18 protein-coding genes and 1 other RNA gene are annotated in these 21,212 nt (G+C 65.1%); 9 read left to right on the top strand and 10 right to left on the bottom strand.

The genetic code is table 11. The features are described from left to right. Positions 1–50 precede the first annotated feature (50 nt). Positions 51–272 carry an AbrB/MazE/SpoVT family DNA-binding domain-containing protein gene (locus tag LN450_RS01955; protein ID WP_008574105.1) on the top strand — a complete coding sequence of 74 codons (222 nt, stop codon included), beginning with the start codon at positions 51–53 and terminating at the stop codon, positions 270–272. A gap of 8 nt (positions 273–280) precedes the next feature. Next, entirely contained in the window at positions 281–706 is a 426-nt protein-coding gene (locus LN450_RS01960) for a type II toxin-antitoxin system death-on-curing family toxin (protein WP_011346700.1), read from the top strand. Positions 707–813: 107 nt separating this feature from the next. Here the strand turns inward: LN450_RS01960 and LN450_RS01965 are convergent, their stop codons facing one another. The 4 genes from LN450_RS01965 to LN450_RS01980 form a co-directional block, all read right to left on the bottom strand. Next, positions 814–1,317, bottom strand: a complete 504-nt coding sequence (locus LN450_RS01965; RefSeq protein WP_011346699.1) for a DUF6496 domain-containing protein — start codon at positions 1,315–1,317, stop codon at positions 814–816. A gap of 162 nt (positions 1,318–1,479) precedes the next feature. Then, positions 1,480–1,824: a cupin domain-containing protein gene (locus LN450_RS01970; protein WP_008574109.1), complete on the bottom strand. Its 345-nt coding sequence runs from the start codon at positions 1,822–1,824 to the stop codon at positions 1,480–1,482. Positions 1,825–1,886: 62 nt separating this feature from the next. Next, positions 1,887–2,480 (bottom strand): GIY-YIG nuclease family protein, encoded by a 594-nt coding sequence (locus LN450_RS01975; RefSeq protein ID WP_011346698.1) that lies wholly within the window; start codon positions 2,478–2,480, stop codon positions 1,887–1,889. Next, the gene (locus LN450_RS01980; protein ID WP_011346697.1) at positions 2,477–3,796 is read right to left on the bottom strand and encodes a DUF763 domain-containing protein; all 1,320 of its coding nucleotides are present in this window, start codon (positions 3,794–3,796) and stop codon (positions 2,477–2,479) included. Before LN450_RS01980 ends, LN450_RS01975 begins: the two co-directional genes overlap by 4 nt. A gap of 295 nt (positions 3,797–4,091) precedes the next feature. Between LN450_RS01980 and LN450_RS01985 the strand changes: the two genes are divergently transcribed. From LN450_RS01985 to LN450_RS01995, 3 genes are read left to right on the top strand one after another with little or no spacing between them, the layout of a single operon-like run. Next, entirely contained in the window at positions 4,092–4,670 is a 579-nt protein-coding gene (locus LN450_RS01985; RefSeq protein ID WP_011346696.1) for a (2Fe-2S)-binding protein, read from the top strand. Beyond that, positions 4,643–5,731: an FAD binding domain-containing protein gene (locus LN450_RS01990; protein ID WP_039417565.1), complete on the top strand. Its 1,089-nt coding sequence runs from the start codon at positions 4,643–4,645 to the stop codon at positions 5,729–5,731. The genes LN450_RS01985 and LN450_RS01990 overlap by 28 nt, the downstream gene beginning before the upstream one ends. Further along, entirely contained in the window at positions 5,728–8,025 is a 2,298-nt protein-coding gene (locus tag LN450_RS01995) for a xanthine dehydrogenase family protein molybdopterin-binding subunit (protein ID WP_011346694.1), read from the top strand. The genes LN450_RS01990 and LN450_RS01995 overlap by 4 nt, the downstream gene beginning before the upstream one ends. A gap of 419 nt (positions 8,026–8,444) precedes the next feature. Here the strand turns inward: LN450_RS01995 and LN450_RS02000 are convergent, their stop codons facing one another. Together LN450_RS02000 and LN450_RS02005 are read right to left on the bottom strand one after the other, a co-directional pair. Further along, positions 8,445–10,973 carry an excinuclease ABC subunit UvrA gene (locus tag LN450_RS02000; RefSeq protein WP_011346693.1) on the bottom strand — a complete coding sequence of 843 codons (2,529 nt, stop codon included), beginning with the start codon at positions 10,971–10,973 and terminating at the stop codon, positions 8,445–8,447. Positions 10,974–11,207: 234 nt separating this feature from the next. Next, the gene (locus LN450_RS02005; protein ID WP_011346691.1) at positions 11,208–11,846 is read right to left on the bottom strand and encodes an HD domain-containing protein; all 639 of its coding nucleotides are present in this window, start codon (positions 11,844–11,846) and stop codon (positions 11,208–11,210) included. A gap of 148 nt (positions 11,847–11,994) precedes the next feature. Here LN450_RS02005 and LN450_RS02010 point away from each other — a divergent pair, with 148 nt between their 5' ends. Further along, positions 11,995–12,741, top strand: coding sequence for an EAL domain-containing protein (locus LN450_RS02010; protein WP_011346690.1), 747 nt, complete (start codon positions 11,995–11,997; stop codon positions 12,739–12,741). Between the two features lie 203 nt (positions 12,742–12,944). On the opposite strand, the gene LN450_RS02015 is transcribed toward LN450_RS02010, so the two are convergent. The 3 genes from LN450_RS02015 to LN450_RS02025 all read right to left on the bottom strand — a co-directional run bounded on the left by LN450_RS02015 (position 12,945) and on the right by LN450_RS02025 (position 15,935). Continuing rightward, entirely contained in the window at positions 12,945–13,250 is a 306-nt protein-coding gene (locus LN450_RS02015; RefSeq protein ID WP_008574123.1) for a UBP-type zinc finger domain-containing protein, read from the bottom strand. Next, positions 13,247–14,956, bottom strand: a complete 1,710-nt coding sequence (locus LN450_RS02020) for an FAD-dependent oxidoreductase (RefSeq protein ID WP_011346689.1) — start codon at positions 14,954–14,956, stop codon at positions 13,247–13,249. Before LN450_RS02020 ends, LN450_RS02015 begins: the two co-directional genes overlap by 4 nt. 349 nt (positions 14,957–15,305) lie before the next feature. After that, positions 15,306–15,935: an alpha-ketoglutarate-dependent dioxygenase AlkB gene (locus LN450_RS02025; RefSeq protein WP_011346688.1), complete on the bottom strand. Its 630-nt coding sequence runs from the start codon at positions 15,933–15,935 to the stop codon at positions 15,306–15,308. 161 nt (positions 15,936–16,096) lie between these two features. Here LN450_RS02025 and LN450_RS02030 point away from each other — a divergent pair, with 161 nt between their 5' ends. Further along, positions 16,097–17,077, top strand: coding sequence for an SDR family oxidoreductase (locus tag LN450_RS02030; protein ID WP_011346687.1), 981 nt, complete (start codon positions 16,097–16,099; stop codon positions 17,075–17,077). Between the two features lie 213 nt (positions 17,078–17,290). Here LN450_RS02030 and LN450_RS02035 read toward each other — a convergent pair. Beyond that, positions 17,291–17,367, bottom strand: a non-coding RNA gene (locus LN450_RS02035) — sX9 sRNA. Between the two features lie 127 nt (positions 17,368–17,494). Between LN450_RS02035 and LN450_RS02040 the strand changes: the two genes are divergently transcribed. Together LN450_RS02040 and LN450_RS02045 are read left to right on the top strand one after the other, a co-directional pair. Beyond that, on the top strand, positions 17,495–19,798 hold the full coding sequence (locus tag LN450_RS02040; RefSeq protein WP_046934754.1) for a GH92 family glycosyl hydrolase: 2,304 nt from the start codon (positions 17,495–17,497) through the stop codon (positions 19,796–19,798). Positions 19,799–20,276: 478 nt separating this feature from the next. Next, the gene (locus LN450_RS02045; protein WP_011346685.1) at positions 20,277–21,179 is read left to right on the top strand and encodes an SDR family oxidoreductase; all 903 of its coding nucleotides are present in this window, start codon (positions 20,277–20,279) and stop codon (positions 21,177–21,179) included. Positions 21,180–21,212 lie beyond the last annotated feature (33 nt).

Raw genomic sequence — 21,212 nt, forward strand, 5'->3', positions numbered from 1 at the left:
GACTGGCTGACGACAGGGTTATAACCTTCGTAATAACGCGAGATGCCGCCATGAAGCTCAAGATCACCGCCATCGGCAATTCCGCCGGCATCATCCTGCCTAAGGAACTGCTGGCCCGCCTGCGGCTTGGAAAGGGCGACGAACTCTATGCACTGGAAACGCCCGACGGCATCAGGCTGACCGCATTCGACCCGACGTTGGCCGCGCAGATGGATGTGGCCGAGCAGGTGATGCGCGAGGATCGCCAAGTGCTGAACAAGCTGGCCAAGTGAACACGCGCATGCTGGTCTGGATCACGCACGCACTTGCATTGGCGATCCACGAACGTCAATTGAGCGAGCACGGCGGCGCAAGCGGAGTGCGCGACGAGGCACTCTTGGCCTCGGCACTGGCACGCCCGCAGCAACTGTTTTCCTACGGCGATCCTCCACCCGATCTTGTAGAGCTGACGGCCAGCCTGGCCTACGGGTTCGCGCGCAATCATCCGTTCGTAGATGGCAACAAACGGACTGCCCATGTGTGCTATCGGGTTTTTTTGCTACTCAACGGCGCCGAACTCATCGCTTCGCAGGAAGAGAAATACGTTGCCATGATGGGCCTGGCCGATGGCGCGTGGAGCGAAGCGACGTTTGCGCAATGGCTGCGACCTCGCGTGCGTTTGCGCGCGGACACGCATGTACACGAACCGCAGGGCCACTACGGCTGAAAACAGGCCTGTGGCACGCGACGCGCTTGTCTGGCATTGCATGCGCAGTCTTGGATCCACACGCCGCAACCAGTCAGCACTGACGTCGCTGCATGGCACAGATGCTCTTACTCGGCAAGCTTCCGCGTCGCCGCCGCTTTCTTTGCAGCGGCCTTGCGTACTGCCGGGCCCTTGGTCTTGGCCGCCTTCTTTGCTGCCGTCGAACGGTCGCTGGCAGTGCGCTTTTTTGCGGCACCCGTGGTCTGTTTGGACAATGCCTTTTTGCCTACTGTCTTCTTGGCGGTAGTGCCCTTGCTGGCGGTCTTGAGGGCTTTCTTGGCACCGGCCGAGCGCGTAGGCGACACCGGCTTTTTGGAGGCTGCCGCTGCCTTGTCCTGCGCGGCTTTTTTCTTGGTGGCCCTGGACGCGGAACTGCGCGGGGCAACGTCCACGCCATCGCGGCGCGCCTTGGACAAGCCGATCGCAATGGCCTGCTTGGTACTTTTCACACCATGCGCGCCGTCGCGCACCTGGTCGATTTCTTCTTTGACATATTCGCCGGCCTGGGTGCTGGCCGATTTTCCTTCGCGCTTGTCCTTGGCAGCAGCGCGGCGTGTCTTGGCCTGTGGCATGGCACTTCCCCTGTTGTGGATGGCAACTCGATGTAACAAGCGCCGCGTCAATGCGCAGTGGGCGCGGTGCTCACCTGGCGTTGAAGCATGCCTGCCGCTTTTTCCAGGTCATGCACCTGCGCAGTGACCGATCCACTCAACGACATGCGAAACCGCCAGCGATCACGCCCCCTCACCGGCTGGCAAGGGTTCGCCTTGGGCATCGTAGGCAGGCGGGTGATAGAAATTGACCGTCTTCAACGGTGTGCTCCCGGTATTGCGGATCTCATGGGTTTCACCGCGCTCGATGGCGATCAGGCTACCGGCCTGCAGTGCATGCGTCTGCCCCTCGATCACCGCCTCGCCGGTGCCGTCCACCACGTACAGCCATTGATCGGCACCACGGTGGCGATTGTCTGGCCCGCCCTCGCCCTGGCCCGGTGCAATCGCCATTTCGGCAGCTTGCACCTGGCGCACCGAAAACAGCACCTTGAACGCGTCGGTCAATGTCAGTTGTGCAATCTGCATAAGGCACTCCTCCGGGTTGAGGCGATGCTGAGACGACGCACGTCAACGTGCTGGCAACATGCTCAGCCGTTGCGGCAATACCAAGCCCAAATATGTTCGGGCACATGTGCCTGCACGGGAAGATCCAATGCGCGGTAACCATCGAGTACATCGCGCAGCGCACGTTGTGCTGGCGTGGGGCCGACCAGGCCATCCAGTTCGTCCGCACTCAACTGCACCGCGGCCCAGTCGTAGAGGCGATCGATACGCTGGGCCATCGCCGCCTGCAGCCAGTCGCGCAACACGAACACGCGATACCCGCCCTGCTGCAGTTGCGCAACTGCACGTTGCAACGCCTCGCCCACGCCCCGAAACCATTCGGTATGCCCACCGGCCACTGCGCGGATCGCCATCGGTGCCGGTGCGTTGTGCGCAAGCAGCGGGCGCCGCAGTTGCAGTTCGAGATCGCGCGCATCGCGCTCGCGCTCGGTTTCCACCAGCAGCCCGTGCTCCAGATCGAAAAAATCGAACCAGCGCGGATGCAGGCTACCGATGCGCCCCAGCGGATCGCGCGAGAAACCGATCTTGCAATGGTCTTCCCACTGGCATGGGAACACATAGGTGAAGCAACGTCCGTCGATGGCCACTGGCGTGCTGCCAGGCGCGCGCACGCTCATCGGCGACCTGCATGCGCTTGGGTCGGCTGCACCGCGCGCGCATCCTCCGGCGCCGGTTCCCACCCGAACACGCTACGCCCGCCATAGCGATGCGAATCGCGACGTTCCTGCGCGATGTAGTCGTCCACCGTCGGCCCTTGCGCGCTGGCTTCGAGTCGACGCGCCTGCGCGTCAAGCCGCGCAATCGCCTGCAAGCGTTCGTCGTTGCCCAGTCTGGCCTGCTGCATCGCTTGCTTGAGTACGCCGATGGTGTGATCGAGCACGCGTGTGGGCACCGGGAACGGTTGCCGGTCCTTGCCGCCATGCGCAAGCGAAAAGCGTGCCGGGTCGCTGAAACGGCATGGCGTGCCGTGCATCACTTCGGCCACCATCGCCAGCGAGCGCAAGGCGCGCGCACCCACGCCGGGCACTTGCAGCAGCGCGGTGAAATCGCGCGGCCCCGCTTCGGCAGCGGCGGCCAAGCTGGCGTGCAGCCGTCGTGTGATCACGTTTTCGCTGCGCACGTCATGATGGTCGGGCATGCACAGATGCGGTTGTTGTGCCGGGTCCCAGGCGTGCACGGCGAACAGATCGCCGGTGAGCGGACCTTGCGCCGCAGGCGCCTCCACACCCGCAATCCGTTGCCACTGCTGTGCCAGCCGGTCCGGCGCGGTGCTGCGCAGCAGTGCCACCTGCGCATCGCGCGAGGCAGCGGCGCGGTGGTCGGCGAGATTGACGATGTTGCCTTGATGCGCGCCATCGATGGCAGCATGCGGCGCATCCACAAAACTGCTCAGGCCTTCGGAGAGCCAGTGATATCGGCGTGCCTGCTTGCGCTGCCCATGCATGCCTTGCTGCACCACCACCCAGCGGCCATCGTCGCTGACGATGAAGCCGTGCAGATACAGATCGAAACCGTCCTGCACGGCAGCGCTGTCCACCTTGGCGACCAGGCGGCTGGCCTGTGCCAATGCGGCGCCGTCCAACCCGACCGCATCGCCCACGGCCAGCAACTCCGAAGGCGTGGCACGCGAATGCCGGCCGCGCCCGCCACAGACATGAATGCCCAGTTCGCCGGACAGTGGCGTCAACCCACGCTTGAGCGCGCCGATCACGCTGGTGGTAATGCCGGACGAATGCCAGTCCATGCCCATGACCGCACCGAACGACTGAAACCAGAACGGGTGCGCAAGCCGCCGCAACAATTCATCGCGCCCATAGCTGTGCACGATCGCCTCGCACATCACTGCACCAAGCCGCGTCATCCGCTCACCCAACCAACGCGGAACGCGGCCTCCATGCAAGGGAAGATCCGTACTACCACCACGCCGGCTCATTGCTGCCACCTCGTCTTCATGCCGCCAGGATAACGGCGGCACGTCGCAACAGCTGGGACACCAGCGCGCTGACGCGTGCGCAAAGCTGACGAATTCAGCGCATGGCATGGCACTCCACACAGTGCATGCACGCGCGCGCGCCATGCAGGCACGAGCGTGCAGCGATCACGATGCCGCTCCTGAATGCGCGTACGCCGCGTCGCATCGGTGCCAATCGTAGCCGTGGTCACTTTGCGTTGACCACAGCGCCGTCAAGGTGGTGGTCCTTCTCCTCAGCCATCGCCACGGGGTTCGCATGACTGCCACACCCGCCACTGCCCATGACACGGCGCCGGCCACTGCCACCACCAGTGCGCCGACCTACCCGGTCAACCTGCGCATCAACGCTCAGCCGTATCACTTGCAGCTCGAAGCCTGGGTGAGCCTGCTCGACCTGCTGCGCGACCGCCTCGACCTCACCGGCACCAAGAAAGGCTGCGACCATGGCCAATGCGGCGCTTGCACGGTGCTGGTCGATGGCCGCCGCATCAACAGCTGCCTGACCCTGGCCGTCATGCAGGACGGCGCCGACATCACCACCGTCGAAGGGCTGGCCGATGGCGACGCACTGCATCCGCTGCAACGCGCCTTCATCGCCAACGATGCATTTCAGTGCGGTTACTGCACTCCGGGGCAGCTGTGCTCGGCCGTGGGCTTGATCAACGAAGGCAAGGCGCACGACCGCGACCAGGTACGTGAACTGATGAGCGGCAATATCTGCCGTTGCGGTGCCTATCCGCAGATCACCGATGCCGTGATGGAGGTGATGGGCAAGCCCAGCGACAGCAGCGACAGCGCGGCCACTCCGTGGACGCCCGGGACGGTGCCGGCATGATTCCGCTCACCTACACACGCCCGGACACCGTCGATGCGGCGCTTGGCGCCATTGCAGTGCGCAGCGGCGACACGCAGCCGGTGCCCTCCGAGGCACCGGTACGCTTCATCGCCGGCGGCACCAATCTGACCGATTTGATGAAACTGCAGCTTATGCGCCCCAGCAGTTTGATCGACATCAATCGGCTGCCGCTGGACAGCATCAGCACCCAACCCGACGGCGGCCTGCGCCTGGGTGCGTTGGCGCGCAATGCCGACACTGCATATCACCCGGAGGTGGAAACGCGTTACCCCTTGCTGAGCGCGGCGATTCTGGCCGGCGCTTCGCCGCAGATTCGCAACATGGCCAGCAATGGCGGCAACCTGCTGCAGCGCACGCGCTGCATGTATTTCTACGACCATGCCACCCCGTGCAACAAACGCGACCCGGGCACCGGCTGCTCGGCCATTGGCGGGCTGACCAAATACAACGCCATTCTCGGCACCAGCGCGCATTGCATCGCCACGCATCCATCGGATATGTGCGTGGCATTGGCCGCGCTGGATGCCGTGGTGCACGTGCAGGGCGCCAATGGCGAGCGCGACATTCCGCTCGCGCAGTTCCACCGTCTGCCTGGCGATCACCCGGAACTGGATAGCACCTTGGCGCCGGACGAATTGATCGTGCATATCGATCTGCCCGATGCGCAGCGCTTCGTTGCGCATAGTGCCTACCTCAAGATCCGCGAGCGCCTCTCCTATGCGTTCGCGCTGGTGTCGGTGGCAGCGGCCCTGGATCTGGCCGACGACGGCAGCATTCGCGAAGTGCGTGTGGCACTGGGCGGCGTGGCCCACAAACCCTGGCGCAATGCCGATGCAGAGGCACCGCTGGTCGGCCAGCCGGCCACTGCCGACACCTTCGGCCGCCTGGCCGATGCGCTGCTGCAGGGTGCGCAACCGCAGGGCGAGAATGCCTTCAAGCTGCCGCTGGCACGCCGCGCCATCGTGCGCGCATTGAGCGTTGCGCGCGAGGGCACCATCGACAACCGCGGGCGCACCAGTGCGCTGGAGGAATCGCCATGAACGCACGCATCCCCGACCTGTCCGACAGCGCGCTGACCCCGCCGGTTGCCGACAGCGGCACCGGCTATCGCCCCACCGGCACCGGCGTCACGCGCATCGACGGACGCGCAAAAGTCACCGGCCAGGCGCGTTATGCCGCCGAATGGCCGGTGCCGGACTTGGCCTATGGCGTGGTGGTCAACAGCAGCATTGCCAAGGGTGAGATCGTTGCCTTCCATCTGGATGCAGCACGCGCAGTCCCCGGCGTGCTGGAGATCGTCACCCATGAAAACCGCCCGCACATGCGCGGCATGGACCTGTTCTACAAGGACATGACGGCGCCGGCCGGCTCGCCGTTCCGTCCGTTGTACGACAACAAGATCTTGTACAGCGGCCAGCCCATCGCGCTGGTGGTTGCCGAGACCTTTGAAGCGGCGCGCCATGCCGCGCATCTGGTGGAAGTGGAGCTGTTGCAGGACCCGCACGACACCAACCTGATGACCAACCTGGACCGTGCACACGCGCCCAAGCCGCTGAAGGCCGGATTTTCGCCGCCGCCCAAGGACAAGGGCGATCCGCAGAGCGCATTCGACAATGCCGCGTGCCAGGTACAGGCCGACTACTACAGCGGCGTCGAGCACCACAACCCGATGGAATTGTTCGCTTCCACCGTCATCCGCGACGCCGACGGCCATTTCACCATTTACGACAAAACCCAGGGTTCGCAGAACAGCCGCTGGTACGTGTCGCACGTGTTCGGGCTGAGCAAGCGCAAGGTGACCGTGCGCAACCCGTACGTGGGAGGCGCGTTCGGCTCCGGGCTGCGCCCGCAGTATCAGTTGCCGCTGGCGGTGATGGCGTCGATCCTGCTGGATCGCTCGATGCGCGTGGTGCTGACGCGACAACAGATGTTCACCTTCGGCCACCGCCCGGAAACGCTGCAGCGGCTCAAGCTCGGCGCAGACCGCGACGGCACCTTGCGCTCGGTCTGGCATGAAGCCATCGCCGAAACCTCGCGCATCGAAGACTACGTGGAGGTAGTGGTCAACTGGAGCGGTCAGTTGTACGCCTGCGACAACGTGCACCTGGGCTACAAGCTGGTGAGTCTGGACCAATACAGCCCCATCGACATGCGTGCGCCCGGCGCCGCGCATGGTGTGCATGCGCTGGAAGTGGCGATGGACGAGTTGGCCTATGAGGTCGGCATCGATCCGTTGGCACTGCGCCTGAAGAACTACGCCGAGGTCAATCCGGCCGACGACAAGCCCTACTCTACCAAGGCGCTGCGCCAGTGTTACGAGCAAGGGGCAGAGCGCTTCGGTTGGGCGCAACGCCCCCTGCAACCGCGCGCGCGCAAGGAAGGCAGCGAGTGGGTGGGCTGGGGCATGGCCACCGGGCAGTGGGATGCGATGCAGATGTTCGCGCGCGCACATGCGGCGCTGCATGCCGACGGCCGTTTGGTGGTCAGCAGCGCAGCCAGCGATATCGGCACCGGCACCTACACGGTGATGGCGATGATCGCTGCCGAAGCGCTGGGCCTGCCCTTGGAGCAGGTGACGTTTCAACTTGGCGACTCCACCTTGCCCGTTGCGCCGATCGAAGGTGGCTCCTCGCACGTCACCACGGTGGGCTCGGCAGTGGATGGCGTGTGCGCAAAGCTGCGCGGGCGTCTATTGCGTCTGGCCCAGGCCCTGCCCGACTCGCGCTTTGCCAAGGCCAAACCTGACGATGTGGTCTTTGCCGACGGCACGCTGGCATTGCGGGCCGATGCCGGCAGCGCCATCGCCCTGACCGACCTGCTGCGCACTGCAGGGCTGGAGCAGATCGAAGATAAGTTCCTCCTGCTGCCGAACGTGCTCAAGCAACGCAAATACACCCGTGCCACGCACGGCGCGGTGTTTGTGGAGGTCCGGGTGGACGAAGAACTGGGCACGGTGCGGGTCACCCGCGTGGTCAGCGCCGTTGCCGCCGGGCGCATCCTCAATCCGATCACCGCACGCAGCCAGATTGTGGGGGGCGTGGTCTGGGGCATCGGCCAGGCGCTGCACGAGCACACCCAATCGGACCATCGCTTCGGCCGCTTCATGAATCACGACCTGGCGCTGTATCACGTCTCCGCCAACGCCGACATTCACGACATCGACGTGATCTTCGCCGACGAAGACGACCGCGTCGTCAGCAGCCTGGGTGCGAAGGGCGTGGGCGAGATCGGCCTGGTCGGCGTGTCTGCGGCGATCTGCAACGCCATCTTCCACGCCACCGGCAAGCGCATCCGCAGCACGCCGATGACGCCGGACAAGGTGATGGCGGACTGACCTGCAGCGTACGTTGCGCTTGCAGGCAATGCTTGGCGCCTTGGGTAGTGAAGTGAAGTGATCCCAACAGTCGGGCCCAATGCAGCGATGCATTGGGCCCGCTGCCATGTCGGTCAGACGCATGGCCGTACGGTAGCGCGGCAAATGCGGCGCATGCCACTCGCAACCCAGTCATGCGCAGCGTCTTCTGCCTTATGTGTCGATACCGCTCGTACGCACCAGCACAAGCGGTCGTGATCGATAGGCAGGCATGCGGGTGATCAGCATGGGCAGGCAGCGGCAAGTCGACCGCGATGCCAGATACATCCCGCAACGCATCACAGCTTTCCGGCATCATCCGTCAGCGTCGTCCGTAGGCTGACGGGGATCGCAGACATGGCACATCGTACGATGCGGCGCGGGCTAGCCAAACTGTTGGCCTATTGTCCGCGCAACACCTGCGCCAGAAACGGTGCGGTGCGGCTCCCACGATGGCGCGCCACGACATCCGGCGCTCCGGCCACCACGACCTTGCCGCCCGCACCGCCCGCGCCCGGCCCCATATCCAGCACCCAGTCGCTGCTGGCGGCCACGCGCATATCGTGTTCGACCACGATCACGGTGTTGCCTGCATCGACCAGCCCTTGTAACTGGGCCATCAAGGTATCCACGTCGGACGGATGCAGGCCGGTGGTGGGCTCGTCCAGCACGTAGACGGTGTCGCGCTTTTGGGCGCGTTGCAGTTCGGTCGCCAGCTTGATGCGCTGCGCTTCGCCACCGGACAGTTCGGTGGCCGGCTGGCCAAGACGCAGATAGCCCAGCCCCACTTCGCGCAACACCTGCAACGGGCGCAACACGCTGGCATCGTCGGCAAAGAAGATGGCTGCCTGATCCACCGTCATTTCCAGCACCTGCGCGATGTTGCGACCGCGTAGCGCGATCTCCAACGTCTTGGCGTTATAGCGCGCGCCGTGGCAGGTGGGACACGGTGCGTAGACGCTGGGCATGAACAGCAATTCCACATACACCGAGCCTTCGCCCTCGCAGGTGGCACAGCGGCCCTTGGCGACGTTGAAGGAGAACTGCCCTGGGTCGTAACGGCGCCGGCGTGCGGCGGGCGTGGCCGCAAACAGCTTGCGTACCGGGTCGAACAGGCCGGTGTAGGTGGCCAGATTGGAGCGTGGGGTACGGCCGATGGGTTTTTGATCCACGCGCACCAGGCGGCGCACCTGATCCAGCCCGGCAACAATTGCACCCTCCGACGGCACCTGCGTGCCGCGCTCCAGTGGATCCAGTGCTTCTTCGTCCTCTGCCTGCGCCTGCCCCAGATGGGCGGCCAGCAGTTCCACCAGCGCTTGACTCACCAACGACGATTTGCCCGAGCCGGACACACCGGTCACGGTAGTGAACACACCTAACGGCAGGTCCACATCCAGCGCGCGGACGTTGTTGCGGGTGATGCCGCGCAGCTGCAACCAACCGCTTGCCGCGCGCGCCTGGCGATGCACCTGCGGCGGCGTGCCGAACAGATAGCGCCGTGTGGAAGAGGCCTGCACCTGCTCCAATCCCGCGGGCGGCCCGCTGTAGAGCACCTGCCCGCCCTGCACGCCGGCTGCCGGGCCGACATCCACGATCCAGTCTGCATGGCGGATCAGGTCCACTTCGTGTTCGACCACGAAGACCGAATTTCCGGCCGCCTTGAGTTGATCCAACGCACCCAGCAGCGCCTGCGCATCGGCGGGATGCAAGCCTGCCGATGGTTCGTCCATCACGTACACCACGCCGAACAACTGCGAGCGGATCTGCGTGGCCAGCCGCAGCCGTTGCAACTCGCCCGGCGACAAGGTGGGCGTGCTGCGCTCCAGGCTGAGGTAGCCCAGACCCAGCGCCTGTACGACGGCGATGCGCGCGCGCAGATCCGCGGCGATGCGTCGCGCGGCGATCGCTTGTTCCGGATGTTGGCGCGCATCTTTACGCGTACCTTTGGATGGGGCGGCTTCGGCGGCGGGGCGCAGCAGCTCGGCCACCTCGTCCAGCGGGCGCCGCGACAGCTCCCCGATATCCAGCCCGGCAAAGGTGACCGACAAGGCCTCGCGGCGCAGGCGTTTGCCATCGCACTGCGGGCATTGCGTGCTGAGCAAATACTGCGCCACGCGCTTTTTCATCTGCGCGCTCTGGGTGGTGGCAAAGGTGTGCAGCACATAACGCTGCGCACTGGTAAAGGTGCCCATGTAGCTGGGTTCTTCCTTGCGCTTGAGCGCGCGTTTGACCTCGACCAGGTCGTAACCGGCGCATACCGGCACCACCGGCTGTTCGTCGGTGAACAAAATCCAGTCGCGGGTCTTCTTCGGCAGCGTGTGCCATGGCACATCCACATCGATGCCCAGCGTGGTGAGGATGTCGCGCTGGTTCTGCCCATGCCATGCGCCCGGCCAGGCGGCGACCGCACGCTCGCGAATGCTCAGGCTGCGGTCCAGCACCATGGTCGCTTCGGTGGCGTCATAGATGCGCCCCAGGCCGTGACAGGTCGGGCATGCCCCCGCAGGCGTGTTCGGCGAAAAACCGTCGGCGTAGATGATCTCCTGCCCCGGCGGGTACTGGCCGGCACGCGAATACAGCATGCGCAATGAGTTGGAGATGGTGGTGACACTGCCCACCGACGAGCGTGCACTCGGCGCGCCGCGCGCCTGCTGCAAGGCCACTGCCGGTGGCAGGCCATCGATGGAATCCACCTCCGGCACGCCTACCTGGTCGATCAGCCGCCGCGCATACGGCGAGATCGAATCCAGATAGCGCCGCTGCGCCTCGGCAAAGATGGTGCCGAACGCCAACGACGACTTGCCCGAGCCGGAAACGCCGGTGAACACCACCAGTGCATCGCGGGGAATATCCACATCCACGTTCTTGAGATTGTGCTCGCGCGCGCCGCGCACGCGCACCAGGCCAGTGGAAGACGTCGCGTTTGACATGACTACCGAAACCAGAGATCGACAAGACGCCAGCCTAGCGTGCGCGCCATGCAGCCGGTGTCAGCGATGGTGATCGAGCGCAGGCAACACCCAAGGTGCCAGGCGCTGCAGGGCGCATGCGGTGGCTGACGAGGCACGGGACGCATTCATCAGATGGAGGGCGGACAGGGCCCAGCAACACATCTGCGCGTCGTACCTGCCGCTGCCGGACGTACCGCCGTCTCCCAGCGGCGCTCAGCCCAGCGCATGTGCCGGCGTCACCTGCTCACCGGTGTCGGCCAGGGTATGCATGCGCGTCACCACGCCACTGAACAACCGCGCGGTAGCGGCATTGCGTGTACGGAAGACCTCTTCCAGCGCGGCGTAATACCACAGCGTGCCTTCGCGCCCGGCAGTGAACACATCGAAGATGCCCTGACCGACGGCAGGATTTTCCAGGTCCTGCACGATGCTGCGCGCGTTATAGAGCTTGTCGCAGCCGGACACCAGCAGCGCGCGCTCGGGCGTCTTGCGCAGGTGCGCAAGATAGGCCTGCTTGCGCTCGCGCCAATCGCGTTTGCGTGCGCGCTCGCTGTTGTCCACCTCGGCCTTGTCTTCGGCAGTGGCATCGGTGCAAGCCATCACGATATCGGCCACCGCATCGCCGAACTGCGCACGGATCGAGGCCTCGTGCCCGCCACCGCAGTCTTCCACCACATCGTGCAGCAGGCCGGCGATGGCTTGTTCCTCATCGCCGCCGCATTCCAGCACCAGCGTCGAGACACCCAGCAAATGACTCAGGTAGGGCACCTGCGTGCCCTTGCGCACCTGCCCGGCGTGAGCGATGCGCGCGTAGTCCACGGCCAGGGCGTAGCGTTCGGTGAGAGCGGTCATGGGGCATCCGATGCGAGCGATGCGCCTAGTATCGCCGAGCCCGACTGCCGACAGGTGAGGATGCTGCCATGAGCGATTCAGGCTCAATCCCACGCGATTGCGGCCGATAGGTCTAGGCTGCACCTACGCTGTTCGATGACCTGACGCCATGACCACGCTTCCTGTCTGCAAAGCCTGCCGCGACGGCCAGGACTTCCCCACCGCGATCACCATGGCCTTCCAGCCCATCGTGGACGTGTCCACCCGCAGCATCTACGCAGGCGAGGCGCTGGTGCGCGGCCTCAACGGCGAGTCGGCCGGCAGCATCCTGGCCGCAGTGGATGAGCGCAATCGCTACGCATTCGACCAGGCCTGCCGCATCAAGGCAATCGAATGCGCTGCGCAGATTGGCTTGCCGGCGCTGCTGTCGATCAACTTCATGCCCAACGCGGTCTATAACCCCGAGCATTGCCTGCGCGCCACGCTGTCGGCCACTGCGCAATACGGTTGGCCGCTCGACGCCATCATCTTCGAGGTCAGCGAACAGGAACATCTCACCGATCCGGCGCATCTGCTCGGCATCCTGCGCACCTATCAGGCCCGCGGCATGAAAACGGCCATCGACGACTTCGGCGCCGGCTACGCCGGGCTCGGCCTGCTGGCCGAGTTCCAGCCGGATCTGCTCAAGTTGGACATCGCCCTGGTCCGCGGGATCGACACCGACCGCAGCCGCCAAGCCATCGTGCGCCACGTGACGCGCATGTGCGAAGAACTCGGCATCGCCGTCATTGCAGAGGGCATCGAACAACCCGATCAATACCGCGCCCTGCGCGACCTGGGCATCCACCTGCAGCAAGGCTATCTGTTCGCCAGACCGCAGATCGGCGAGCTGCCGAAGGTGCATTGGCCGCAGTAAGCTCACGCTTGTGCGTATGAACTAAACAACTCAGCGCACCTAGCAGCAGGCGCCACTCGCCGTAACAGACCCACAACATCCGAACACAGCGGCAATGAAACGTGCGGAAGCCGCTCTTACGATTCCCTAATCCCGACTCCCGATTCCCGATTCCCGGCCGCCTCGCAAGCCAGCAGCGACCGCCGAACACCACGCGGCGCCGCTCACACATACCGCGGAATCGGCCCCAGCTGCGGCGTCTGATCCGGCAGCTCCACTTCCACTTCGTCCACGTAGCACCAGCCCCAGCCTTCGGGCGGATCGTAGCCTTCGATGATGGGGTGGCCGGTGGCGTGGTGATGCGCGGTGGCGTGGCGGTGGGGCGAATCGTCGCAACACCCGACATGGCCGCAGCTGCGGCACAGGCGCAGATGCACCCAGACGCCGTCGATGGCCAGGCACTCCTCGCAGCCGCGCGCACTGGGCGTGACTGCATGGATTTGATCAGTATGGCGGCAGTGCTGGCTCATGCGCTGGTCGACTCCTGGGTGGCGCTGGCAAGTTCGGAGACCGGCACCGGGTTGGCCTGATGGGCGAGGTACTGATGGATCTGCGCGACCACGGCGGCGCCCTCGCCCACTGCGGCCGCCACGCGCTTGACCGAACCCGCACGCACGTCACCGATGGCGAACACGCCAGGGCGATTGGTTTCCAGCGGCAGGCACGCTGGTACGCCGTCGCCACGCGCGGTGCCGGTCATGACAAAGCCGCGCTTGTCGGTGTCCACGCAGTCCTGCAGCCAACCGGTGTTGGGATCTGCCCCGACGAACAGGAACAGGTGCCGCAACGCCACGCGCGCGGTTGCACCGTCCTTGCGGGTGCGCAACACCGCGGCCTGCAGGCCGCGCTCGGGGTCGCCGTCCAGCGCGGCCACTTCGGTGCCGGTGTGCAGCTGCACGTTCGACAACGCGGCGATGCGCTCGATGAGGTATTGCGACATCGAGCTCTCCAGCCCATCGCCACGAATGATCAGGTGCAGTTCCTTGACCCGCGGCGCCAGGAACGCCACCGCCTGCCCTGCAGAATTGCCGCCGCCCACCAGCGCCACCACGCCGCCTTCGCACAGGCGCGCCTCCACCGGCGAGGCCCAGTACGAGACACCGTGGCCTTCGAAGCGATCCAGGCCATCGATCTCCGGGCGCCGGTAACGCGCGCCCGAGGCGATTACCACCGTGCTGGCCAGCAGCTGTTTGCCATCGGCAAGATCCAGCTTCAGCGCGCCATCGTCGCGGCCGCATTCCAGCGTGGCCGCTTCGATCGGAATCGCCAGTTCCGCGCCGAATTTCAGCGCCTGGTTGTAGGCGCGCCCGGCCAGCGCCTGCCCGGAAATGCCGGTGGGAAAGCCAAGATAATTTTCGATACGCGCCGAGGCACCGGCCTGCCCGCCGATGGCGCGTTGGTCCAGTACCAGCACCGACAAGCCTTCGGATGCGGCATACACCGCCGTCGCCAGGCCGGCAGGGCCGGCGCCGACAATCGCCACGTCGTAGCGTTTGTCCGGGTCGATGTCCGGCGTCATGCCCAGGCAATGCGCAGCTTCGGCATCGCTGGGCTGGCGCAGCACGCGCCCGCTCGGGCACACCATCACCGGTAGGTCGTGCTCCTGGATACCCAGGCGCTCCACCAACGCGCGGCCTTCGTCGTCGGAGACATCCATCACCGTGTTGGGGTAGCCGTTGCGGGTCAAAAAGCCCTGCAAACGGGTCAGATGCGGATCGTCAGGCTCGCCGATCAGCACCGAACCCGACGCATCGCCCTCGATCAGCCCAACGCGGCGCAGGATCAAGGCACGCATCACCACTTCGCCCACTTCGGCCGAACTGATCATCAGCGCGCGCAGATGCGCGGTATCGAATGGCAGCGCCAGGCAGCCGTCCGGCCCGGCACGTCCAGCCGCCAGCGACGCGCGCCCGGCCAGCTGACTCACCTCGCCGGTGAACTGGCCGGGCGTGTGCCGGGTGATCGGCTTTTCGTTGCCCAGTCCGTCGCGGCGCACCACTTCGATGGCGCCCTCCAGCACCACCCACACCGGCGCATGGGCATCGCCGACCTCGAACACGGGGTCGCCCGCGTCGAACCGTTGCGCCGGCCCGCTGGCAAAGCGCCGGGTGATCGACAACTGGCCCGCGTCCAGCTCGGGAAACATCTGATGGTGGCGGGTCTGGTCCAAAGACATGCAGGGGCGACGCGGCTGGGGGATCACATGCAAGCATGGGCAGTGGTGATGGCAATGGCAATCACCCGAAATGGTCACTGATGGCCACGACAGCGCGCAGACGCCAGGCACGCGTAGGCGAGCGAGCGCTGCTGCCGGTCAGGCGCACGCAGCTGCTGTAAAGACCGCATACGCCCAGCATGCGGGACATCCAGCACGAAAATAACCTAGCGAGCAGTCCTCAGGCCGGGGGCGAACCGCACATGGCAAACGCAGTGCGGTGCATCCGGCACGAAGCAACGACCGTGCGTCCCTGGCAGCAGTACAGGCGGTTTGTAAGCTGCCAATCAATCGAGCCCAAGCCTGTGCCTTACGATCGCACAGGCTCCCAGTGTGGCCCATGTTGCCCGGCCGCCATGCGCTGGGCCGGGCGCACGCGAAACACCACACTGATGCGCTCGCCCACCGCGCGCGCGGTCTTGGCAATGCCGTGCGCGTGCGTGTGTTGCGAGGCGTGGCTCATCGCCAGCAGGCTCCCCGGCGCCAGCTCCAGCGCAACCGCCCGCGTGCTGCCGTCCTTGGCGCGCAGTTGCATCCGGCGCGGTGCACCCAGCGACAGCAGCGCGATCGGGTGCGGTGCCACCAGCGTGTGCAATGCGTCGTGATGCATTGCCACGCTGTCGCGCCCATCGCGGTACAGATTCAAACCTACCGCGTTGTATGGCGCCGGGAGCACCGCCTGCACCGCATCGAGCAAGCGCTGCAGCGGCAATCCCGCAGGCCATGCATCATCCAACCGATACGAGGCCAGCAGGCGCGGTACGTCCACGACCCGCTCGTACATTTCGCGGCGCTGGCTGCGCCAATCGGCGCCATCGCGCAATGCGTCGAACGCCCCTTGCGCAAGTGCGGGCGGCAACAGCTGCGGCCAGTAGCGCACGCCGCCTTGCTGGTCGTGCAGCACCTGCAGCGGTGCGATGGGAGCATTGAACAGATCCATCAGCGCGATATGCGGGCGCCTGCCGCCGATTTCAGGGCCACGCTGTCATCACGCGTGGCGCCAGCCCGACAAGTTCAGCTTCACGCTACGGTACGCAAAGCGCCGCACCGTGTTCACGCACGACGATCAAGCATGCCTGCTCGTTTTCGTGGAGACATCGCATGCATCGCACCCCTCCTGCCCACGTGGTGATTTCCGGCGCGTCCAGCGGCATCGGCCAAGCCACTGCAGAAGCATTCGCCGAACAAGGCGCGCGCCTGGTGCTGGCTGCACGCGGCGAAGAAGCCCTCAATGCGGTTGCCGAACGCTGCCGTGCGCGCGGTGCCGAAGTCTTGGTGGCGCCCACCGACGTCAAACAGGCCGAACAGGTCAAGGCACTGGCCACCAGCGCGCAGAGTTTTCTGGGCCGCATCGACCTGTGGTTCGGCAATGTCGGGGTGGGCACGGTCGGCAAATTCCACGAGGTACCGATGGAAGCAAGCGCGGCCGTCATCCACGCCAATCTGCTCGGTCGCATGCACGACGCCCATGCCGCCATCCCCATCTTCGTCGAACAAGGCCACGGCATCTTCGTCAACATGATCTCTTCGGGCGGCTTTGCATCCACGCCGTTTGCAGCGGCGTACGGCGCCAGCAAATTCGGCCAGCGCGGCTTTTCCGAAGCGTTACGCGCCGAGCTGAGCGACTACCCGCATATCCACGTGTGCGATGTGTACCCGTACTTCGTCGACACGCCAGGCCTGACCCATGGCGCCAATTACGTGGGCCGCCGCATCAGCGGGCCGCCGTTGATGCTGGACACCCGCACCGTCGCGGCAGCTGTCGTGCGCCTGCTGGACCGGCCACGCAACACGGTAGTGTTGGGCACCGCTGTCCATGCGATGCGCCTGGGTCATGCGCTGGCACCGCAGACCCTGGCGCGCGCCATGTACCGTATCTTCAAGCAGTATCTTGCGCAGGCACCACAGGTGGCGCGATCCAGCGGCAATGTGTTCGCAGCGCCCGGCATTGCCGGCGGCATCGACGGTGGCTACCGGCGGCGCCCCGCGTTGCGGGCACGCTCTGCGCACGACAAGATGTTGATCGGTGCGGCCGCTGCAGCAGTAACGGGTTTGGCAGTGCTGGCTTTACGACGCAAGTGAGTCGCTGAAGTCTGCAGTGCCGTGCCGACAGTTGCGCGTTTGCCAGCGATTTCCAAACGCTGCGGCAACGCGGGAAAGTAGACCAGCCTCAATGCGACACCACGGCAGCGAGCATGTGCGCCGCCATGCATGCCGATCGGCCACACATCGTGACGCCGTGAGTGATCAGCGAACCCAACCATGGCCGCGAGGGCCATCGCACCCTCCAAGAGCGGCTAACAAAACGTAGCGCGCAGCCGTCGGGCGGGCGCGGAAGGCGCGCTCATCACCGCAGTGTCCGCGTGGTACGTGCCGATTCCGGGCACCGGCCGCGCCCGCCTGGCGGCTACGCAATGGCTTTTGTTGGCGGCTCCAGGGTGTAGCGCGCCCATGCAGCTGTGCTACGGTCCGGCGCTGCATCCGCCTGGAGCAATCTGCATGTCGCCTCGCTTGATCGCCCCGCGTCGGGCCCGTTGGCTGGCAGTGCTTGCCGCTGTCGTCGCAGTTTTCGGCAACGCTGCGCCGCGCACGCCTGCAACTGCCTTCGACGCGGTAGACCCGTTCATCGGCACCGGCGGCGAAGGCCATACCTATCCTGGCGCCACGGTGCCATTCGGTATGGTGCAGCTGAGCCCGGATACGCAAATCAAGCCGCGCAAGGACGCCTACGGCTGGGCGGCCGGCTACCGGCACAGCGACACCACCATCGTCGGGTTCTCGCACACGCATTTTTCCGGTTCCGGGCATTCGGATCTGGGCGACATCCTGCTGATGCCGCAAGCTGGCGCCATCAAGCTGGAACGCGGCGATGCCAGCAAGCCGGGCAGCGGCTATACCGCGCAGTTCGACCACACCAGCGAACAGGCGCAGCCCGGCTATTACGCAGTGACCCTGAAGGACCGAAACATCCGTGCCGAACTCACTGCCAGCGCGCGTGTGGGCGTGCACCGTTACCAGTTTCCGAAAAGCACGCCGGCGCATGTGCTGGTCGACCTGCGCACCAGCCTGTACGACTACCCCGGCAAGGTGCAGTGGTCGCGGCTGCGGGTGCGCAGCGATGGCACGGTGACCGGCTTTCGCGAGACACGCGGTTGGGCGCCCGGCCGGCAGCTGTATTTCGCCATGCGCTTCTCGCGCCCGCTCACTGCCACGCAACTCCACGACACCGAACAGGACATCCCCTACAAAGGGTTCCCACCGCCGGGCGAAAAGAATCCTGCGCAGCGCGCGCAGATCGAAGGCCGGCAACTGGTCGGCGTATTCGATGTCGCCAACGACGGCACGCCGCTGGTGGTGAAGGTAGCGCTCTCGCCGGTCAGCGAGGCCGGTGCCATCGCAAACCTCGATGCCGAAATGCCCGGCTTCGATTTCGATCGCGTACGCGCCGATGCACGCGCGCAATGGACGCAGGCGCTGTCGGCGATCGATGCACAAGGCACCACGCAACAGCGCACCCAGCTCTACACCGCGCTGTATCACACCCTGCTGGGGCCAACGCTGTTCATGGACAGCGACGGCCGCTACCGCGGGCCAGACAATGCGGTGCATCAAGCAACTGGCTGGACCAACTATTCCACCTTCTCGCTGTGGGACACCTACCGCGCTCTGCATCCACTGCTCACCCTGGTGCAGCCGGCACAACGCAGCAGCGACGTGGTCAATTCGCTGCTCGCCTCGCGTCGCCAAAGCGCCTACGGCATCCTGCCGGTATGGGCATTCCACGGCCTGGAAACCTGGTGCATGATCGGCTACCACGCCGTCCCGGTGATTGCCGACGCGTACATGAAAGGCATCGGCGGCTTCGACGCAGAGGAAGCCTTGCAGGCCATGGTCGCCAGCGCCAACTACGGCCCGTACGATGGAATTGCGCAATACCGTGAGCTGGGCTACGTGCCCATCGACGAAGAAGGCGAAGCCGCATCCAAGACGCTGGAATACGCCTTCGACGACTGGACCATCGCGCGCATGGCCGACAAGCTCGGCAAGCCCGCCATCGCCGCAGAATTCAGCCAGCGCGCCGGCAACTGGAAGCATGCCTTCGACCCGGCCACCGGCTACATGCGCGCGCGCACCCGGGCCGGCACCTTCCGCGAGCCGTTCGACCCGTCTGCCAGTGGCTACGGTAGCGACTACACCGAAGGTAACGCGTGGCAATACTCCTGGTACGTGCCGCAGGACGTGGCCGGGCTGGCTGCCGCGCATGGCGGCGACGACACATTGCTTGCCCGGCTGGATGCGGTGTTCGATGCGAAGGTGGACCCGAAGATCTTCGAGCACATGGAAGACATCACCGGCCTGATCGGCTGGTACGCGCACGGCAACGAGCCCAGCCACCACGTCGCCTATCTGTATGCATATGCCGGCCAACCGTGGCGCACGCAGGCGCGCCTGACCCAGATCATGCGCAGCCAGTATCACGCTGGACCGGAAGGCCTGGCCGGCAACGATGACCTCGGCCAGATGTCGGCCTGGTACGTGTTCACCACGCTGGGTTTCTACCCGGTGGCGCCCGGCAGCAACCAGTACATCATCGGCCGCCCGTTCCTGCCGCGCGCCACGCTCAACCTGCCCAATGGGAAGCGTTTCGCGGTGATTGCCGAGAGCCTGAGCGATGCACGCAGCTACATCGGTAGCGCCACGCTCAATGGCAAACCACTGACTCGCGCTTACGTTACGCACGAGGAAATCCAGGCCGGCGGTGAACTGCGTTTCCGGATGCAGGCGACACCGAATCAGCAGTGAGCCACCGACCCAGCGCAGCGGCCGTATTCGATGTCGGCGCAGCTGCAATGATCCAACGCAATTGCAAGGTAGCGGCCGGATGATACTGTAGCGATGCAACCGCAGCAGATGCGGTGTCTGCGCGGCCACGAGCTGATGTTCGCTAGGTCGGTAGCGGCATTCGCAGTGGCACTCGGTTTCTGACTCGGTAACAGATCCGCATGCGCAAGCCGCACGCAGCGCGTTCCACCACCGCTGCCATGTCGCCAGCAGTGCCAGCGCCGTCGATTCCTGCATGACGCACGCGCTTGTCTGCCGCCGGTTTCTGAATGCGACGTTTTCAATGCCGAGGTGATCGCACGGCGTGCACCGCCGTCACGCATTCACATGATGCACAACTTTCGTTCACTGATACGCATCGCCTCGCTTTCCACACTGCCCGTCATCGGTACGCACGACGACTGCGTGCCTGCCCTTCCCCCAATGCAGGAGAGTGTGCATGTCCGGCAGCAAGAATCAGTACGAAATGCAGAACCCGTTGACCCAGTTCCCGCAGCCGCAATTTCCGCACCAAACCCAGCAGGCTCCGGGCACCATCCACGAACTGCAGCCCAAGGCAGACCATGGCGAGCACAGCTACAAGGGCTTTGGTCGTCTGCAGGGCCGCAAGGCCCTGATCACCGGCGCAGATTCCGGCATCGGGCGCGCCACCGCCATTGCCTTTGCACGCGAAGGTGCGGATATCGTGCTCAATTACCTGCCTGAAGAAGAACAGGACGCAGCCGAAGTGGTGCAGCTGATCCAGGCAGAAGGGCGCAAAGCCACCAGCGTTCCGGGTGACCTCAAGAACGAGGCGTTTTGCACCGAACTGGTGGACCGTGCAGTGAAAGAGCTCGGCGGCCTGGATGTCCTGGTCAATATCGCGGGCAAACAGACCGCCGTGAAAGACATCGCAGACATCACGACCGAGCAGTTCGACGCCACCTACAAGACCAACGTCTATGCGATGTTCTGGCTGTGCAAGGCCGCCATCCCGCATTTGCCGCCGGGCGCATCCATCATCAACACCGGCTCGATCCAGTCGTACCAGCCCTCGCCGACGCTGCTCGACTACGCCTCCACCAAGGCGGCCATCGTCAACTTCACCAAGGGCTTGGCGCAGCAAGTTGCCGAGAAGGGGATCCGCGTCAACGCAGTCGCGCCCGGACCGGTGTGGACGCCGCTGCAGCCCAGCGGTGGTCAGCCGCCGGAAAAGATTCCCGATTTCGGCTCGGAGACGCCGCTCAAGCGCGCCGGCCAGCCGGTAGAAATGGCGCCGCTTTATGTGATTCTGGCATCGCAGGAATCGAGCTACGTCACCGGTGAAGTGTTCGGTGCCACCGGCGGTCTGCTGTTGTCTTGAGCCGCCCCTGCGCCGAGTTTCAGCGTGATGCCA

Source organism: Xanthomonas euvesicatoria pv. euvesicatoria (assembly GCF_020880415.1).
Classification (GTDB): domain Bacteria; phylum Pseudomonadota; class Gammaproteobacteria; order Xanthomonadales; family Xanthomonadaceae; genus Xanthomonas; species Xanthomonas euvesicatoria.

Excerpts from the sequence above, each read along its gene's own strand:
- LN450_RS01955 (WP_008574105.1), top strand. The coding sequence starts at position 51 with ATGAAGCTCAAGATCACCGCCATCGGCAATTCCGCCGGCATCATCCTG.
- LN450_RS01960 (WP_011346700.1), top strand. The coding sequence starts at position 281 with ATGCTGGTCTGGATCACGCACGCACTTGCATTGGCGATCCACGAACGT.
- LN450_RS01965 (WP_011346699.1), bottom strand. The coding sequence starts at position 1,317 with ATGCCACAGGCCAAGACACGCCGCGCTGCTGCCAAGGACAAGCGCGAA.
- LN450_RS01970 (WP_008574109.1), bottom strand. The coding sequence starts at position 1,824 with ATGCAGATTGCACAACTGACATTGACCGACGCGTTCAAGGTGCTGTTT.
- LN450_RS01975 (WP_011346698.1), bottom strand. The coding sequence starts at position 2,480 with ATGAGCGTGCGCGCGCCTGGCAGCACGCCAGTGGCCATCGACGGACGT.
- LN450_RS01980 (WP_011346697.1), bottom strand. The coding sequence starts at position 3,796 with ATGAGCCGGCGTGGTGGTAGTACGGATCTTCCCTTGCATGGAGGCCGC.
- LN450_RS01985 (WP_011346696.1), top strand. The coding sequence starts at position 4,092 with ATGACTGCCACACCCGCCACTGCCCATGACACGGCGCCGGCCACTGCC.
- LN450_RS01995 (WP_011346694.1), top strand. The coding sequence starts at position 5,728 with ATGAACGCACGCATCCCCGACCTGTCCGACAGCGCGCTGACCCCGCCG.
- LN450_RS02000 (WP_011346693.1), bottom strand. The coding sequence starts at position 10,973 with ATGTCAAACGCGACGTCTTCCACTGGCCTGGTGCGCGTGCGCGGCGCG.
- LN450_RS02005 (WP_011346691.1), bottom strand. The coding sequence starts at position 11,846 with ATGACCGCTCTCACCGAACGCTACGCCCTGGCCGTGGACTACGCGCGC.
- LN450_RS02010 (WP_011346690.1), top strand. The coding sequence starts at position 11,995 with ATGACCACGCTTCCTGTCTGCAAAGCCTGCCGCGACGGCCAGGACTTC.
- LN450_RS02015 (WP_008574123.1), bottom strand. The coding sequence starts at position 13,250 with ATGAGCCAGCACTGCCGCCATACTGATCAAATCCATGCAGTCACGCCC.
- LN450_RS02020 (WP_011346689.1), bottom strand. The coding sequence starts at position 14,956 with ATGTCTTTGGACCAGACCCGCCACCATCAGATGTTTCCCGAGCTGGAC.
- LN450_RS02025 (WP_011346688.1), bottom strand. The coding sequence starts at position 15,935 with ATGGATCTGTTCAATGCTCCCATCGCACCGCTGCAGGTGCTGCACGAC.
- LN450_RS02030 (WP_011346687.1), top strand. The coding sequence starts at position 16,097 with ATGCATCGCACCCCTCCTGCCCACGTGGTGATTTCCGGCGCGTCCAGC.
- LN450_RS02040 (WP_046934754.1), top strand. The coding sequence starts at position 17,495 with ATGTCGCCTCGCTTGATCGCCCCGCGTCGGGCCCGTTGGCTGGCAGTG.
- LN450_RS02045 (WP_011346685.1), top strand. The coding sequence starts at position 20,277 with ATGTCCGGCAGCAAGAATCAGTACGAAATGCAGAACCCGTTGACCCAG.